The 14621-nt window shown below is 61.8% G+C and carries 12 protein-coding genes, 3 pseudogenes and 1 riboswitch; of the genes and pseudogenes, 10 read left to right on the top strand and 5 right to left on the bottom strand.

Going from position 1 to position 14621, the window contains the following annotated elements:
- Positions 1-16: 16 nt before the first annotated feature.
- Positions 17-837: pseudogene (locus N0Q91_RS18390) on the bottom strand (sugar phosphate isomerase/epimerase family protein).
- On the bottom strand, positions 837-1574 hold the full coding sequence (locus tag N0Q91_RS18385; protein ID WP_275597139.1) for a GntR family transcriptional regulator: 738 nt from the start codon (positions 1572-1574) through the stop codon (positions 837-839). The pseudogene N0Q91_RS18390 and the gene N0Q91_RS18385 overlap by 1 nt, the downstream one beginning before the upstream one ends.
- Positions 1575-1829: 255 nt before the next feature.
- Here N0Q91_RS18385 and N0Q91_RS18380 point away from each other — a divergent pair, with 255 nt between their 5' ends.
- From N0Q91_RS18380 to N0Q91_RS18350, 7 genes and pseudogenes are all read left to right on the top strand, one after another.
- A complete protein-coding gene (locus N0Q91_RS18380; RefSeq protein WP_275597138.1) occupies positions 1830-2723 on the top strand; it encodes an intradiol ring-cleavage dioxygenase in 894 nt (297 codons plus the stop codon).
- A gap of 24 nt (positions 2724-2747) precedes the next feature.
- On the top strand, positions 2748-3530 hold the full coding sequence (locus tag N0Q91_RS18375; RefSeq protein ID WP_275597137.1) for a fumarylacetoacetate hydrolase family protein: 783 nt from the start codon (positions 2748-2750) through the stop codon (positions 3528-3530).
- 8 nt (positions 3531-3538) lie between these two features.
- Positions 3539-4330 (top strand): 4-hydroxy-2-oxoheptanedioate aldolase, encoded by a 792-nt coding sequence (gene hpaI / locus N0Q91_RS18370; protein ID WP_275597136.1) that lies wholly within the window; start codon positions 3539-3541, stop codon positions 4328-4330.
- Positions 4317-4999 (top strand): annotated as a pseudogene (locus tag N0Q91_RS18365) (transporter substrate-binding domain-containing protein). The gene hpaI and the pseudogene N0Q91_RS18365 overlap by 14 nt, the downstream one beginning before the upstream one ends.
- A gap of 296 nt (positions 5000-5295) precedes the next feature.
- Positions 5296-5829, top strand: coding sequence for a 50S ribosomal protein L19 (gene rplS / locus N0Q91_RS18360; protein WP_003529750.1), 534 nt, complete (start codon positions 5296-5298; stop codon positions 5827-5829).
- A 126-nt stretch (positions 5830-5955) separates the two neighbouring features.
- The gene (locus tag N0Q91_RS18355; protein ID WP_100672692.1) at positions 5956-6765 is read left to right on the top strand and encodes a basic amino acid ABC transporter substrate-binding protein; all 810 of its coding nucleotides are present in this window, start codon (positions 5956-5958) and stop codon (positions 6763-6765) included.
- Between the two features lie 67 nt (positions 6766-6832).
- Complete coding sequence (locus tag N0Q91_RS18350; RefSeq protein WP_100672691.1) at positions 6833-7654, top strand: amino acid ABC transporter permease; 822 nt, start codon at positions 6833-6835, stop codon at positions 7652-7654.
- Positions 7655-7702: 48 nt separating this feature from the next.
- Here the strand turns inward: N0Q91_RS18350 and N0Q91_RS18345 are convergent.
- The 3 genes and pseudogenes from N0Q91_RS18345 to N0Q91_RS18335 form a co-directional block, all read right to left on the bottom strand.
- A pseudogene (locus N0Q91_RS18345) lies at positions 7703-9528 on the bottom strand (ABC-F family ATP-binding cassette domain-containing protein).
- Between the two features lie 4 nt (positions 9529-9532).
- Positions 9533-10183 carry a thiamine diphosphokinase gene (locus tag N0Q91_RS18340; protein WP_275597135.1) on the bottom strand — a complete coding sequence of 217 codons (651 nt, stop codon included), beginning with the start codon at positions 10181-10183 and terminating at the stop codon, positions 9533-9535.
- Positions 10184-10260: 77 nt separating this feature from the next.
- Positions 10261-10746: a GNAT family N-acetyltransferase gene (locus tag N0Q91_RS18335; protein WP_275597134.1), complete on the bottom strand. Its 486-nt coding sequence runs from the start codon at positions 10744-10746 to the stop codon at positions 10261-10263.
- A 132-nt stretch (positions 10747-10878) separates the two neighbouring features.
- A riboswitch (TPP riboswitch) is annotated at positions 10879-10993 on the top strand.
- A gap of 47 nt (positions 10994-11040) precedes the next feature.
- On the opposite strand from N0Q91_RS18335, the gene thiB reads away from it, so the two are divergent.
- The 3 genes from thiB to thiQ are packed head-to-tail and all read left to right on the top strand — an operon-like array spanning position 11041 to position 14421.
- Positions 11041-12069 carry a thiamine ABC transporter substrate binding subunit gene (gene thiB / locus N0Q91_RS18330; RefSeq protein ID WP_275597133.1) on the top strand — a complete coding sequence of 343 codons (1029 nt, stop codon included), beginning with the start codon at positions 11041-11043 and terminating at the stop codon, positions 12067-12069.
- Between the two features lie 7 nt (positions 12070-12076).
- Entirely contained in the window at positions 12077-13708 is a 1632-nt protein-coding gene (gene thiP / locus N0Q91_RS18325) for a thiamine/thiamine pyrophosphate ABC transporter permease ThiP (RefSeq protein ID WP_275597132.1), read from the top strand.
- Positions 13705-14421 carry a thiamine ABC transporter ATP-binding protein gene (gene thiQ / locus N0Q91_RS18320; protein ID WP_100672687.1) on the top strand — a complete coding sequence of 239 codons (717 nt, stop codon included), beginning with the start codon at positions 13705-13707 and terminating at the stop codon, positions 14419-14421. Before thiP ends, thiQ begins: the two co-directional genes overlap by 4 nt.
- Positions 14422-14621 lie beyond the last annotated feature (200 nt).

Genomic DNA, 14621 nt, shown 5'->3' with positions numbered 1-14621 from the left:
CCGCGTCGGCGCCGGATCAGTGATCCGGTTTCAAAACCCCCAGTGCGCTGTCATGCAGATGTTTTAGATGTGCCTCCGGGTCCCCGGCCCGACGAGTGGCACTTCAACAGAGATAGCAGCACCGTATTCGGTTGCCGCCCAGAGGTCCTTCAATGGCAATTCGCCTTCTCCAGGAGCGAGCCTGCCGCTTCTCGCCTCCGCGATCATTGCGTCCGAAGTCTTGGGAGCAGGCCCGCGGACGTCGCAAAGTTGGACGTGTTTTACCTTCCCTGCATTTGCGCGAAGCTCGTCGATCGAAGCGCCGTTTCGGAAGAAGTGAATCCCATCAACAAGGGCCCCGGCGTTCTCTGCTCCACAGGAATTCACGACCGCAACACTGTCGCCAAAGGTTCTTACCGTCCGCCAGCCCATGTTTTCGATGTCGACTGACATGCCATATCGCGCCGCGAGGGCGCAAAACTCAGAAAGGTTTCTGGCAAGACGGCCGCCGTCTCGATCATCGCCGCAAACACTCAGCCGGCGCGCCCCTATGTTCGCAGCGGCTGCCACGGTCGCCTCATGGGAGGCCGCAACGAAGTTCTCGTCGATCACGAAGAACTCGATATCGAACACCTTGATGCCTTCGCTATCGGCAACTGTCTTGAACTCCTGGGCACTCTGGCTGCCCACCGGCAACTCGTAGAAGGGCGCTCCGGGAAAGGCAGGGTGCAGACGCAGACCTATCGATGCAAAACCCGCCCCAGCAGCCTTCACGGCGAATTCCTTGGGCGTGAGCGCGATGGATGAAAAATGCGCCACGCCCAGTTCAAGGCTCGGCCTTGGCGTCGCGACGGTCATCACGAGATTCCCTTTGTCGCGAGGTGATTGCGCAGATTGGTTCCCGTGCGGTGGATATGCTGACGCAACATATCGCACGAATAGTCCAGATCCCGCGCGACGGCTCCCTGAGCAATCTCACTGTGCTCCTGGCTGACGTTGCGGTCACCCGACGTGCGGGTCAGAAACACCCTGCGATAACGGTCGTTGAGATTAAGAAGCAATCTGCAGAAATGGAGCAGGATAGGCTTCCCGCAGCCAGATATAAGTGTCAGATGAAATTCGCGGTGGAGCTCTTCCCAGCGCTCCAGTGTCTCTGGCCGAGCCGCGTCGCGCTCGGTGCGGTTAAGGCGATGCAGCGCGCGCATGACGTTGCCCTCCCACTCCACATCGCCGAGCCGCATGGACTCGCGAAGCGCAAAGACTTCAAACTCTTCGCGCAGGGTGGTGATCTCTTCCAGATTAGCCAAGGAAATCGATGAAACGCGGTAGCCGCGATTGTCCTCGAACTCCACTAGACCGTCCGATATCAGCCGCGCCAACCCTTCACGCAGCGGACTGAGGCTTACGTTGAACGTCTTGCGCGCCTTGTCGAGATTGATCTTGCTGCCAGCCTGAAGCTCGCCGGAGATGATCGCCTCACGAAGACGAGATGCAAGCTGGCTCCCTATTGTGTTTTTGCCGTCGTCAAGAAAGCCAGAAGATGATGGAGCATCCTCTGTCGTCGGAGCTAATGCGCCGTCGTCGTCCGGTACCATTGTTCCTCCCAAGGCTCCCATCGAACTAATTGTCGATGATCGATACAATAAACGATTATTAGTGTCAACTCGAGAGCACAGAGATCGGCAAGAAAGTCGAGCCTTGGCTCTCTTCTTGGCAGGCCACATATAATGAAATCAATTGGTTGAATACGAAAGTCCTATTTCTTTTGGCTAATTGGCGCCGCGAGGATGTATGGCTGCCTTGACAGATAATCGATTATTCTGATAGTCGGAAATCAGGAGGTAGCTTACATGGTGATCAAAACGGAAAGCGATCTGACGCCAGCCGTCCTCGCTGTGATGAATCGCACTGAAGACCCCCGCCTGCGAGAAATCCTGGTGGCAATGGTCAAGCATCTTCATGCCTTTGTGCGCGAGGTTCGACTGACGGAGGTCGAGTTTCGGGAGGCGACAGCCATGTTGAATGAGATCGGGAAGCTGCATACTGATCACCACAACGAGTTTGTGCTGATGGCCGGTTCTCTTGGCGTGTCCTCGCTTGTCTGTCTGCTGAACAATGGCGACAGAGGACAGACTGAGACCTCCCAGTCGCTGTTGGGTCCATTCTGGCGCCTCAACTCTCCGCGAGTCGAAAATGCCGGAACGATTATCCGATCCGAGACGCCGGGCACTCCCTTGTTCGTGCATGCCAAGGTCGTTGACCGCGACGGTAAGCCAATTGCCGGCGCCGAAGTGGATGTGTGGCATGCATCTCCCGTCGGTCTTTATGAAAACCAGGACCCGGACCAGGCCGAGATGAACTTGCGCGGCAAATTCATGACCGACGAGCAAGGTCGGTTCTGGTTCAGGACCGTCAAGATGGTCGGGTATCCGATTCCGGTCGATGGCGTGGTAGGACGCCTGCTCAAAGCTCAGGGACGCCATCCGTACCGACCGGCGCACCTGCACGCACTGATCTTCAAGCATGGATACAAGACGCTGATTTCCCAGGTCTTCGATCCCAGCGACCCGAACATCGACTCCGATGTTCAGTTCGGTGTCACGGCAGCGCTGACCGGCGACTTCATTCGTCATGAGGAGCCTCATCCGACCGAAGCGGATATTCCTGGTCCGTGGTTCTCGCTCGACTACACCTATGTCATGGAACCCGGTGAAGCCGTTTTGCCGCGTCCCCCGATCAAATAAATCACGATCAGCAGAGCAAACGATATGATCACCGAAGAAGAACGCCGGGCCGCGGCAGACGCGCTGCTCAAAGCTGAAATCGAGCGCAAGCCGATCATACAGCCTAGCGAGACCTACCCGAACCTCGAACTCGAGGACGCCTACCGAATTCAGGCTTTGTGGGCGGAAGCGAGGGTAGCCAAGGGCGCACGAATCGTCGGGCATAAGATTGGCCTGACGTCACGCGCAATGCAGATCGCTTCGAAGATGACGGAGCCAGACTACGGCTGCATTCTTGACGATGCGCTTTACAACGACGGAGCGCAGATCAGGGCTGACTTGTTTATCAAGCCGCGCCTCGAGGTCGAGCTGGCCTTTGTTATGGGTGAGGATCTCGTCGGGCCCGGCACCAGGATCTATGACGTCATGCGTGCGACCGAGTTTGTTGTCCCAGCGCTCGAGATTATCGACTACCGGACCGAAGTCCCTCGAGCGATCACCGATACCATTGCGGACAACGCGGCTTTCGGCGCCCTCGTCGTTGGCGGCCGTATAATTCGCCCGATGGATATTGATATCCGCTGGGTCGGAGCGACTCTTTCCAAGAACGGCATCATCGAGGAGTCGGGCGTGTCGGCGGCGATCATGGGACATCCGGCAGCCGGCATCGCGTGGCTGGTCAACAAACTGCATGCTGTGGGCGGTGGCCTGAAGAAGGGACAAATAGTCCTGGCCGGCTCCTTCACGCGTCCCGTCGATATCGCGAAAGGTGATGTCATTCAGGCCGACTATGGCCTTGTTGGCTCCATCGGCGTGTCGTTCGTGTGAGGTGCTAAATGGAACATCCTGTCAATCGGTTCAAGCGGAAGCTCCTTGCTGGTCAAAGTCAGATCGGCCTGTGGTGTGGCCTGCCGGGAAGCTACGTCGCGGAAATCGTCGCGCCTTCAGGTTTCGATTGGCTCCTGTTTGACACGGAGCATTCTCCGGGTGACGTTCTGACCGTCCTGCCACAATTGCAAGCGGTCGCGCCGTACGACGTTTCGCCAGTCGTCCGCCCGGCCATCAACGACCCTGTACTCATCAAACGTTTCCTGGATATTGGCGTTCAGACACTGCTCATTCCCTACGTTCAGAACGCGGAAGAGGCGAAAGCCGCAGTCGCGGCGGTGCGATATCCTCCGGATGGAATTCGTGGTGTTTCTGCCCTGACGCGCGCCACTCGTTTCGGCCGAGTTGCGAACTATGCGCAAAATGCGGAACGGGAAATTTGCCTGTTGCTGCAAGTTGAGACGCGGGAAGCGCTTGGCAACCTCGAGTCGATTGCCTCGGTAGAGGGAGTGGACGGGGTATTCGTAGGACCGGCAGATCTCGCGGCGAGTTTCGGACACAGGGGCCAACCGAGCCACCCGGAAGTGGTCGATGCAATTGTCGACGCTATCGAACGCCTGAAAGCGTTGAGCAAGCCTGCGGGCATTCTTACCCCGGATGAGAAGTTCGCGGCACGGTGCATCTCACTGGGAGCACTATTTACTGCCGTTGGTGTCGATGTCGCTGTTCTGGCAAGGGGATCGGAAGCACTCGCGGCACGATTTGCATCGCAAGGAGCGTACCGCGATGCGGGAACGTGATGAACTCCTCACTGAAATCGCACCGACGGGAGTCATCAGAGCGGCGGTCAACATGTCGAATGCAGCACTTGTCCAACTCGAGCCAGTGACAGGCGTTCTAACAGGGCCGAGCGCGCAGATCGCGATCGCACTTGCGGCAGAACTCGACTGCAATTTGTCGCTGGTTCGATACGGATCGGCCGCTGACATTCTTGCGGCTGCCGAGGGCAACGAGTGGGACGTTGCATTCATTGCTTCCGATCCGTCACGTGCCGACAGGTTCTCCTTCTCGCCACCCTATACCACGGTGACCGCCAGCTTTCTGGTGTCAGACAGTAGCCCGCTGGGGAGCGTGGGGCATGTCGACGTCCAGGGGTGCGCATTGCCGCAGCCAGAACCGCTGCGTATACAAAGCAGCTTGAGCGACAGGTTAGAAATGCAATCCTCCTCCATACCGAAAATCCCGCCTCCGCGCTGGAAATGCTCGTGTCCTCCCAGTGCGATACGGCTGCGGGCTTGACCGAGTCCCTGTCACGTTTCTGCGAAGAAAATCCAGGTTTCCGTGTTGTTGAGGGGACATTCTCGAAAGTGCCTCAAGCGATCGCTGTGCATCGGAGGTGCGTTCACGCATCAACCTTCCTGTCGGACTTCATCCAGCAGCATTGCAGTGCGGGTAAGCCGAGCAATTGAAGCAGTTGGCGGGACATGCGAGGGAGCCAAGTCGAGGGGACGCGACACGTTAACCCCCGAATAGTCAATTGGAATCCTCTTCCCTTGAGGCGGGAGCGCGACAAAATCCGCTTTCGGGGATGACAAGGCCGGCCATATGGTGTATGTGCCGGCCCGGTTCGGGTTCCTTGCCCGTCGACCGTCAACAAAGAATGGCGAATACGCTCCTGCCGCAAATGCGGCAAGGCCTGAAGGAAAGTCCGACAGGCCGATAGAGAGCGCTCTGGCTGTTTCAGAAAAACGCAAAGGTTAGACCGATGAACATCATCCAGCAGCTGGAAGCCGAACAGGCCGCCAAGATCGCCGCAAAGCGCACCCTTCCCGAATTCTCCCCGGGCGACACCGTCCGCGTCAATGTACGCGTTGTCGAAGGCAACCGCACCCGCGTACAGGCTTACGAAGGCGTCTGCATCGCCCGCTCCGGCGGCGGCATCAACGAGAGCTTCACCGTTCGCAAGATTTCCTACGGTGAAGGCGTCGAACGCGTATTCCCCGTCTACTCCCCGCTCGTCGAGAGCGTCGACGTGGTTCGCCGCGGTAAGGTCCGCCGCGCCAAGCTCTACTATCTGCGCGACCGCCGCGGCAAGTCGGCTCGTATCGTCGAGAACACCGGCACCCGCGCCCGCAAGCTGAACGACGCCGAGCGTCAGGCCGTTGTCGAGGAGAAGGCACGCATCGAGGCTGAAAAGGTCGCAGCCGCCCAGGCTCTGGCCGCCGAGAAGGCAGCAGCCGAAGCCGCTGAGGCAAAGGCGGCGGAAGAAGCAAAGGCTGCGGAAGCTGCAGCAGAATAAGTTTTCAACTCTTCAGAGTTGTGCGGAAAGGCGGCCCTCGGGCCGCCTTTCTTTTTGGTTATCGGCCGCTTGTGTTCCCCATAGATTTTATGACATTTTCTGTCGCCACAATCTGGGAGTTCCTCAATGACAATTCTTCGCCGCGTGCTTGCGGGCATTGCCGCAGTTCTTGCCGTTCCCTTCGCAGTCCCGGCGCCCGTTTTCGCCAGCGACCTGCCCGACCTCGGTGGCAAGACGGTCGTCGTGGTGACGGAGAACGCCTATCCGCCGCTGCAGTTCGTCGATCCGAAATCCGGCCAGGCCATCGGTTGGGAATATGACGCGATGAACGAAATCGCCAAGCGCTTGAATTTCAAGGTCGAGTATCAGAACACGAGCTGGGACGCGATGATCCAGGCGGTTTCCGACAGCCAATACCAGATCGGCATGACCGGAATCACCATCAAGGACGACCGCAAGGAGAAGGTCGATTTTTCGGATCCCTATATGCGCTCGCAGCAGTTCATGCTGGTGCGCGGCGACGAGACCCGGTTCGACGACGCCAAGAGCTTCGCAGCGCTCGAAAGCGGTCTGGTCGGCGCCCAGCCCGGCACTTCGCCTTTCTACACGGCCGTCTACGAGGTTCTCGACGGCAACGAGCAGAACCCGCGCATCAAGCTGTTCGAAACCTTCGGTGCGACGGTGCAGGCGCTGAAGGCCGGCGACGTCGATCTGGTTTTGACCGACAGTGTCGCGGCCAGAGGTTATGTCGAATCCTCCGAGGGCCAGCTCAAGGTGGTCGGCGAGCCGCTCGGCACCGAGGATTTCGGCTTCATCTTCCCGAAGGGATCGGAACTCGTGGCGCCGGTCAATGCCGCCATAAAGGCGCTCAAGGAGGACGGCACCTTCGACGCGCTCAACAAGAAGTGGTTCCTCGACTACAAGATGGGCGGCTGACCGCGGAACGGGATAAACACATGGGCGGCTTTCCGCCCATGTCCCGCTTCCCCTTATTGGAATTGCAATGACGCCGATCCAATCATCCGACACTTCCGGGAAGGGCGATTATCCTTGGTGGCTTATCGCCCTTCTCGTGATCGCTGCGGCACTGGCCGTGGTCATCGCCGCCAATGATATCTTCACGCAGGTGTTCACCGTCGTCCTGAAGGGTTTGGGCGTCACCGTTTTCGTCACTCTCGTCGGATTCGTGCTCGCAACGGTGCTCGGCCTCGGCGTGGCCCTGATGGCGCTTTCCGAGCACGTGGTCCTGCGTCAGATCGCGCGCTTCTACACGGAAGTCATCCGCGGCGTACCGATCCTCGTGTTGCTGTTCTATATCGCCTTCGTCGGCGCGCCTGCGCTAGTGACGATCGCGAATTTCCTGTCGGCGCCGTTGATTTCGGCGGGCTGGATCGAGCCGTTCGCCGTTCGCGACGTGTCGCTGATGTGGCGGGCGATCATGGCGCTGATGATCGGCTATTCGGCCTTCATCGCCGAAGTCTTCCGCGCCGGCATCCAGTCGGTCGACAAGGGCCAGGTGGAGGCGGCAAAGGCGCTCGGGCTCTCCCGCTACCAGCGCTTTCGCCTCGTCGTCTTTCCGCAGGCGATCCGCGTCATCCTGCCGCCGCTCGGCAACGACTTCGTGGCGATGGTCAAGGATTCCTCCCTCGTCTCGGTGCTCGGCGTCGCCGACATCACCCAGATGGGCAAGGTCTATGCCTCAGGCTCCTTCCGCTTCTTCGAGACCTATTCCATCGTCGCCTATGTCTATCTCGTGCTGACGATAGGACTGTCGCTCGCCCTTCGGGCGGTCGAGCGGCGGTTGAGGCGGTCGCAAGTCCGGTAGGCAGAAGGGGTACTGCACCCCCAACGCTGCCGTCACAGTTCCGCCCGCTCAGCCCTCGATTTCCTCGCGCAGCATTTCCAGTTCGAGCCATTCCTCTTCCATGCGCGTGAGGTCCGTCCTGAGCTTCTCGAGCTCGGCGGCGAGCTTGGCAAAGCCGTTCGGGTCGCGCGAGAATAGGTCGGGATCCGCCATCTTCTCTTCTCGCTTCGCGATCTCCGCCTCCGATCTGGCAATCTCCTTCGGCAGGTTCTCGAGTGCGAATTTCTGCTTGAAGGAGAGCTTGCCTTTCGCCTTCTGAGGTTCGCTCGGTAAGGGGAGGCGCCGCTCGATCTGGTCTTTTCGGCTTTTTCGCTCCGGCGCCTTTCCTCGAGTGCGCCGCGGCGCTGCGCCATCATGTCGGAATAGCCGCCGGCATATTCGATCCAGCGACCATCGGGCGCCTCCGGGTTGGCCGGCGCGATGGTCGAGGTCACGGTCCGGTCGAGGAAATCGCGGTCGTGGCTGACCAGGATCACCGTTCCGGAAAATCCGGCAACGATCTCCTGCAGCAGATCCAGCGTCTCGATATCGAGATCGTTGGTCGGTTCGTCGAGGATCAGGAGGTTGGTCGGGCGTGCCAGGATGCGGGCGAGCATGAGACGCGCGCGTTCGCCGCCGGACAGATCGCGGATGGGCGTTCGCGCCTGCTCCGGCTGGAAGAGGAATTCCTTCATGTAGCCGGTGACATGGCGCTGCTCGCCATTGACGAGGAGGGTCTCGCCGCGCCCGTCGGTCAGATAATGCGCCAGCGTCTCGTCGAGGTTCAGTTCCTCGCGTTTCTGGTCGAGCGTGGCGATCTCCAAATTGGTGCCTAGCTTGACGCTGCCCGTGTCCGGCGCGAGCTGACCGGTCAGGAGCTTCAGCAGCGTCGTCTTGCCGGCACCGTTCGGCCCGACGAGGCCGATGCGGTCGCCGCGGTGGACACGGATCGAGAACGGCGCGACGATCGTGCGATCGCCATAGGCCTTGGTGATCTTTTCCGCCTCGATGACGAGCTTGCCCGATTCCCTGGCGTCGGCAACGGTGGCCTGGACCGTACCCTGCGGCCCCTTGTGCCCGCGATGGCGGGCCCGCATGTCCTGCAGCTCCCCGAGCCGACGCATGTTGCGCTTGCGCCTGGCGGTCACGCCGTAGCGCAGCCAGTGCTCTTCGCGCTCGATCGCCTTACCGAGCTTGTGCTGCTCGAGCTCTTCCGCCTCCAGCACCTCGTCGCGCCAAGCCTCGAAATGCGCGAAGCCGCGATCGAGGCGGCGCGATTGGCCGCGGTCCAGCCAGACGGTCGCAGTCGATACCTTTTCGAGAAAGCGCCGGTCGTGCGAGATCAGCACCAGCGCCGAACGGCTGCGGACGAGCTCGTCTTCCAGCCATTCGATCGTCGGCAGATCGAGATGGTTCGTCGGCTCGTCGAGAAGCAGAATATCGGGCTCCGGCGCAAGCACACGGGCAAGGGCGGCACGACGCGCCTCGCCGCCGGAAAGGCGCGTCGGCTTTTCCTCCCCGGTCAGCCCCAGATGCTGCAGCAGGTAGGCGACCCGGTAGGGATCGTCGCCTGGCCCGAGGCCGGCTTCGGCATAGGCCTGAACCGTATCGAAGCCGTCGAAATCGGGCGCCTGGTGCAGATAGCGGATCGTCACCGATGGATGCCGGAAGATCTCGCCCGACTGGGGTTCTGCAAGCCCGGCGGCGATCTTCATCAGCGTCGATTTGCCCGAACCATTGCGGCCAACGAGGCAGATGCGATCGCCGGGCTCGACCTGCAGGCCCGCACCCGCAAGCAGCGGCGTGCCGCCGAAGGTCAGTAGAATGTCGTCAAGCTTCAGGATGGGAGGCGCCAAGGCATCAGGCTCCGGAAAGATCATAGGGGCGGGCGAGAATGACGGCCCGGCCGGATTTCAGGGTCAAGCGGACCGTGCCATCCGCGATGTTCGAAATGGTGCGGGACGAGCCGAAGGGCAAATGAAAATCCTTCAGCGGATAGCGCACGTTCTCGATCGAAAGACCGTCAAGGTCCGCAAAGCCGAGGATCGAGAAGAGGCTGCCTTTCGGCAGCTCGATCTCCTGCGAGCCGGGCAGCAGCGGATAGGCCTCCTCCTCGCCGGAGGTCATCATCACCGCAACGCCGCTCTGGGCAAGCGCGACGGTACCGAGGAGATGCAGGAAAGCGTGATCGCTGCGCGCGCCGCCGAGTCCGCCCGCGAAGACGAGCGAGGTCGCGCCACGCTCGAGGGCTGCCTCGACGGCGATCTCCCCGTCGGTCGCGTTCTTGGCAGCTGGATGGCGTTCACGCGGGACGCCGGCAAACTCCGCCAGAAGCGCCTCATCGGTGGAATCGAAATCGCCGACCCAGAGATCGGGAACGATCCCCAGCGTCCTTGCATGACGCATGCCGCCGTCGGCGGCGACGAAGCGGCTGCCTTCGAGCTGTCGAGCGAGCCGGTCTGTCGGCGTCAGCGCGCCGCCGAGCAGGATGGTGAAGGGTGATCGGGTCATGGCAGAAGCCCATAGCGCAAAGCAGCGGCGAAGGAAAAGGGCTCCGGCTGCTGTTTTGCGAACGCATGCTGCGCGGATCAGGTTCCGGACGCCGGATCCCCGGGAAAAAGCATGCCGTCGTAGATACCGGGCGTCGACCCGGCGATCTCCACCGCACCCACCGCACGGGCATAGAATTCGGCAGGGCCGACGCCGCCGATGATCGCATAGGCATAGCCGGCGGCGCGCATGGACAGCAGGCTTTCGACAAGCAGGGCCTCGCCGATGCCCTTGCCGCGCATGGTCGCGTCAACTCCGGTCGGACCGAAGAAGCCGAGCGCGGTTACGTCATGGCAGGCAAAGCCCACGATCCGGTCCCGATGGTGAGCGATATGGATGCGCGCCGGCGTCGAGGAGAAGGCGGTTTCGGCCTCGCCGGCCCACCCGGCCCCGAAGCGCTCCTCGATCCAGGGAATGACGGCCCGCCGCTCGGCCGCAAGCGCCCGGCGGATGCGGATGTCGGGGTCGAGACGCGATGGGCGGCCCTCGGGCAAGGCATAGAGGCGGACGAGCATGTCTGGCATGAAATTGTCTCCGCTTTCGGCGAACAAACGGCGCCGGCAATTGTTTGACTTTTAATAGCGCGGCTGACGCGGACGGCAAACGCCCTGCTGAAACTCAGCTTGCCTAAGCCGTCGCCGGAAGCTAAATCTCTTGCTGCTCTAACGGGGTGCCCTGGTCGGCTTTTGCGACCGTGGCTGAGAGGCTTCGAGCCAACCCGCGGAACCTGATCCGGCTCATACCGGCGGAGGGATTAGAAGCGATCGGACCGATACGCGCTTTTCCCATGCAGCAACAACAAAGGGAGAGGTGCCAGAATGTCCAGTTCACTCCATCGAAAGATCCTTGGCCGGCTTGCGATCGCCGCAGCTTCGATCGCGGCATTTTCCGTGAGCGCGGCGGCCGCGGAAAAAACCCTGACGGTCTATACCTATGAGAGCTTCATCACCGAATGGGGGCCGGGCGCCAAGGTGGCGGAAGCGTTCGAGAAGACCTGCGACTGCAAGGTCGACTATGTAGGGGTTGCCGACGGGGTCGAACTCCTGACGCGGCTGAAGCTCGAAGGTCAGGCATCCAAGGCCGACATCGTACTCGGTCTCGACACCAATCTGGTGGCGGAGGCGAAGGCGACCGGCTTCTTCGCTCAACACGGCGCCGATACCGCTTCCGTCAAGGTCCCGGGCGGCTTCTCCGACGACACCTTCATACCGTATGACTACGGCCATTTCGCCGTCGTCTACGACACCGAGACGCTGAAGGATCCACCGAAGAGCCTCAAGGAACTGGTCGAGGGCGATCCGTCGCAGAAGATCGTCATCGAGGACCCCCGGACCTCAACCCCCGGCCTCGGCCTCCTGCTGTGGGTGAAGTCGGTCTATGGCGACCAGGCCGGCCAGGCTTGGGCGAAGCTCAAGGACCGCGTGCTGACGGTCACGCCGGGCTGGTCGGAAGCCTATGGTCTCTTCACGAAGGGCGAGGCCCCGATGGTTCTCTCCTACACCACCTCGCCCGCCTATCACATGGTGGCGGAAAACACCGAGCGCTACCAGGCGGCCCCCTTCGCCGAAGGCCACTATATCCAGATCGAAGTCGCCGCATTGACGAAGAACGCGAAGGACCCGGAACTCGCCCGAAACTTCCTGACCTTCATGATCGGTCCGGAATTCCAGTCGATCATCCCGACGACCAACTGGATGATGCCGGTGACCGCAACCAAGGAGCCACTGCCGGAAGCCTTCAGCAAGCTCGTCGACCCGCAAAAGACGCTCCTCATTCCCTCCGAGGAGGTCGCCGCCAACCGCAAGGCCTGGGTCGACGAATGGCTGGCCGCCATGAGCCGGAACTGAGGCCGGATTGTCCGGCACGAAGGAAAGCAAGATGACAATCGCCGCCGGGGCCTTCGCCCTCGGCGGCATCCTGCTTTTCGTCGGCCTCGCCGGCGCGGCACTGCTTGCCCAGTCGGCCGGCAGCGCCGGCGCCGGTCCGCTTTTCGATGCCTATATCTGGCGCATCACACGCTTCACGCTGCTGCAGGCCAGCCTCTCGACGCTTCTTGCCATCCTTTTCGCCATACCCGTGGCCCGGGCGCTTGCCCGCCAGGCTTCGTTCCCCGGCCGCATCTGGGTGCTGCGGCTTCTGGCGCTGCCACTCGGCCTGCCGGCGATCGTCGCCGCACTCGGGCTGATCGAAATCTGGGGCCGGCAGGGGCTCTTGAACAGGGTGCTTTCGGCAGGCGGGTTGGAGCAGCCGGTCAGCATCTATGGCCTCTCCGGCATTCTCATTGCCCATGTCTTCTTCAACATGCCGCTCGCCGCACGCTTGATGCTTGCCGGCATCGAGCGCATTCCGGCCGAATACTGGCGCAGCTGCGCCAATCTCGGCATGGGTTCCTTCGCCACCTTTCGCTTCATCGAGTTGCCGGTGATCCGTGGATTGCTTCCCGGCATCGCCGGGCTCATCTTCATGCTCTGCGCCACCAGCTTCACGCTCGTGCTGACGCTTGGCGGGGGGCCGGCCGCGAGCACGCTCGAAGTGGCGATCTACCAGGCGCTGCGCTTCGACTTCGATCCGCCGCGGGCGATCGCCCTTTCGGCACTTCAGGTCGCCCTTACCGGAGCGCTGCTTCTCGTCTTGAAATTGATCGCGCCGGCGCCGCTGGAGGGAGAGACGAGCGGCAGGGCCATCCGGCGTTTCGACGGCGCGAGCGGTCTGTCGCGGCTTGCCGACCGTATCTGGCTGGTACTCGCCGTCATCCTCATCGGCCTGCCCTTTGCGGCCATCGCCTATAGCGGATCGAAGGCCGACCTCGTCCGTCTCGTGAGCGAGCCGGCATTCCATCGGGCGCTCGCCATGAGCGCGACGATCGCCCTTGTCTCCGCCGCGATTTCGGTAATCATCGCGGCGCTGATGATCCGTACCGAACGCCTCGCGCTGGCGCGCCGGCGCCCGGGGCCGGCGGCTCGCCTCTTTGCAGGAGGGATCGGCGCAAGCACCTCCTTCATACTGCTCGTGCCTCCCGTCGTGCTCGGCGCCGGATGGTTCCTGCTCCTGAGGCCGTTCGGGGACGTCGCCCGTTTCGCGCCGGCCGTCGTCGTCGCCATCAATGCGCTGATGGCGCTTCCCTTCGTTCACCGGGTGCTGGCGCCGGCCATGGCGACGCATGCCGCTCGCACCGCGCGCCTTGCCGCGAGCCTCGGCATCGGGGGCTTCCACCGCCTGCTGTGGATCGACTGGCCGGGTCTGCGCAAACCTCTCTTCGTCGCCTTTTCCTTTGCCATGGCCCTCTCGCTCGGCGATCTGGGAGCCGTCGCTCTTTTCGGCTCCGAGGACATGGTAACCCTCCCTTATCTGCTCTATAGCCGGATGGGCAGCTATCGCACCGCGGATGCGGCCGGACTGGCGCTGGTTCTCGGCCTTCTCTGCCTTGTCCTGACGGTGCTCGGCACGGCGGGAGAGGAGAGGCGGCCGGAGGGTAAATACACATGAGTTCCACCGCTCTCGCCGTAAAGGGCATCGAGATAAGCTTCGAAACAACGACGCTCGCCTTCGACTGCACGGTTCCCGCGGAGCGGATCGTCGCCGTGGCCGGCGCCTCCGGCTCGGGCAAGTCGACGCTCTTCAACGTCATCGCCGGCTTCGAGCAACCGGAGCGCGGGGAAGTCCGCATCTTCGGCGAGGAAATGACCGGTCGCCCGCCGGCGGAACGGCCGGTATCGATCATATTTCAGGAACATAACCTCTTCGCACATCTCGACGCCGCAACCAATGTCGGCTTCGGCATCAGCCCGGCGCTGCGACTGGACGCGGCCGACCGCATGAAAGTGGAGGACGCACTGGCCCGTGTCGGGCTCGCCGGTTTTGGCAAGCGGCTGCCGCCGACGCTTTCAGGCGGCGAACGCCAGAGGGTCGCGCTCGCGCGCGCCTTCGTGCGGCACCGCCCGATCCTCCTGCTCGACGAGCCTTTCGCTGCGCTCGACCCCGGCATGCGCGCCGAGATGCGGACACTCATCAGCGATCTGCACGAGGAGGAAGGCAACACGATACTGATGATCACGCATCATCCCGATGACGTGAGGGCGCTCGCCGACAGCGTTCTTTTCCTCGACCGGGGCCGGATTGTCGCCCATGATGAGGTCGATCGGTTTCTCGGGCGCCGCGACATCACGGCCATCAACCGGTTCCTCGGCAAGGAGGGATGACGACCTGTTCGCGGCGACCGATCCGACGCCGGACGAACTAAATTCGCCGGACGCCACAATTTGACCGCCGCGCCGTGCGAGGCGCGGGAGACACCAGCGGGTATCTCGCAAAATTCGCGCATCCGTTGCTGCGATACCACGGGGCAACTATTTCTACTGGGGTCGGCTAGGCAGGCGGCGCTGAAATCGGATACAGCAGA

It is taken from the genome of Sinorhizobium prairiense, assembly GCF_029201645.2.
GTDB classification, from domain to species: domain Bacteria; phylum Pseudomonadota; class Alphaproteobacteria; order Rhizobiales; family Rhizobiaceae; genus Sinorhizobium; species Sinorhizobium meliloti_A.
This window is presented reverse-complemented; position numbering and strand designations above follow the sequence as displayed.

What these genes read in the sequence shown, in the direction of transcription:
- N0Q91_RS18385 (WP_275597139.1), bottom strand. Translation starts at nt 1,574, where the DNA reads ATGGTACCGGACGACGACGGCGCATTAGCTCCGACGACAGAGGATGCT.
- N0Q91_RS18380 (WP_275597138.1), top strand. Translation starts at nt 1,830, where the DNA reads ATGGTGATCAAAACGGAAAGCGATCTGACGCCAGCCGTCCTCGCTGTG.
- N0Q91_RS18375 (WP_275597137.1), top strand. Translation starts at nt 2,748, where the DNA reads ATGATCACCGAAGAAGAACGCCGGGCCGCGGCAGACGCGCTGCTCAAA.
- hpaI (WP_275597136.1), top strand. Translation starts at nt 3,539, where the DNA reads ATGGAACATCCTGTCAATCGGTTCAAGCGGAAGCTCCTTGCTGGTCAA.
- rplS (WP_003529750.1), top strand. Translation starts at nt 5,296, where the DNA reads ATGAACATCATCCAGCAGCTGGAAGCCGAACAGGCCGCCAAGATCGCC.
- N0Q91_RS18355 (WP_100672692.1), top strand. Translation starts at nt 5,956, where the DNA reads ATGACAATTCTTCGCCGCGTGCTTGCGGGCATTGCCGCAGTTCTTGCC.
- N0Q91_RS18350 (WP_100672691.1), top strand. Translation starts at nt 6,833, where the DNA reads ATGACGCCGATCCAATCATCCGACACTTCCGGGAAGGGCGATTATCCT.
- N0Q91_RS18340 (WP_275597135.1), bottom strand. Translation starts at nt 10,183, where the DNA reads ATGACCCGATCACCCTTCACCATCCTGCTCGGCGGCGCGCTGACGCCG.
- N0Q91_RS18335 (WP_275597134.1), bottom strand. Translation starts at nt 10,746, where the DNA reads ATGCCAGACATGCTCGTCCGCCTCTATGCCTTGCCCGAGGGCCGCCCA.
- thiB (WP_275597133.1), top strand. Translation starts at nt 11,041, where the DNA reads ATGTCCAGTTCACTCCATCGAAAGATCCTTGGCCGGCTTGCGATCGCC.
- thiQ (WP_100672687.1), top strand. Translation starts at nt 13,705, where the DNA reads ATGAGTTCCACCGCTCTCGCCGTAAAGGGCATCGAGATAAGCTTCGAA.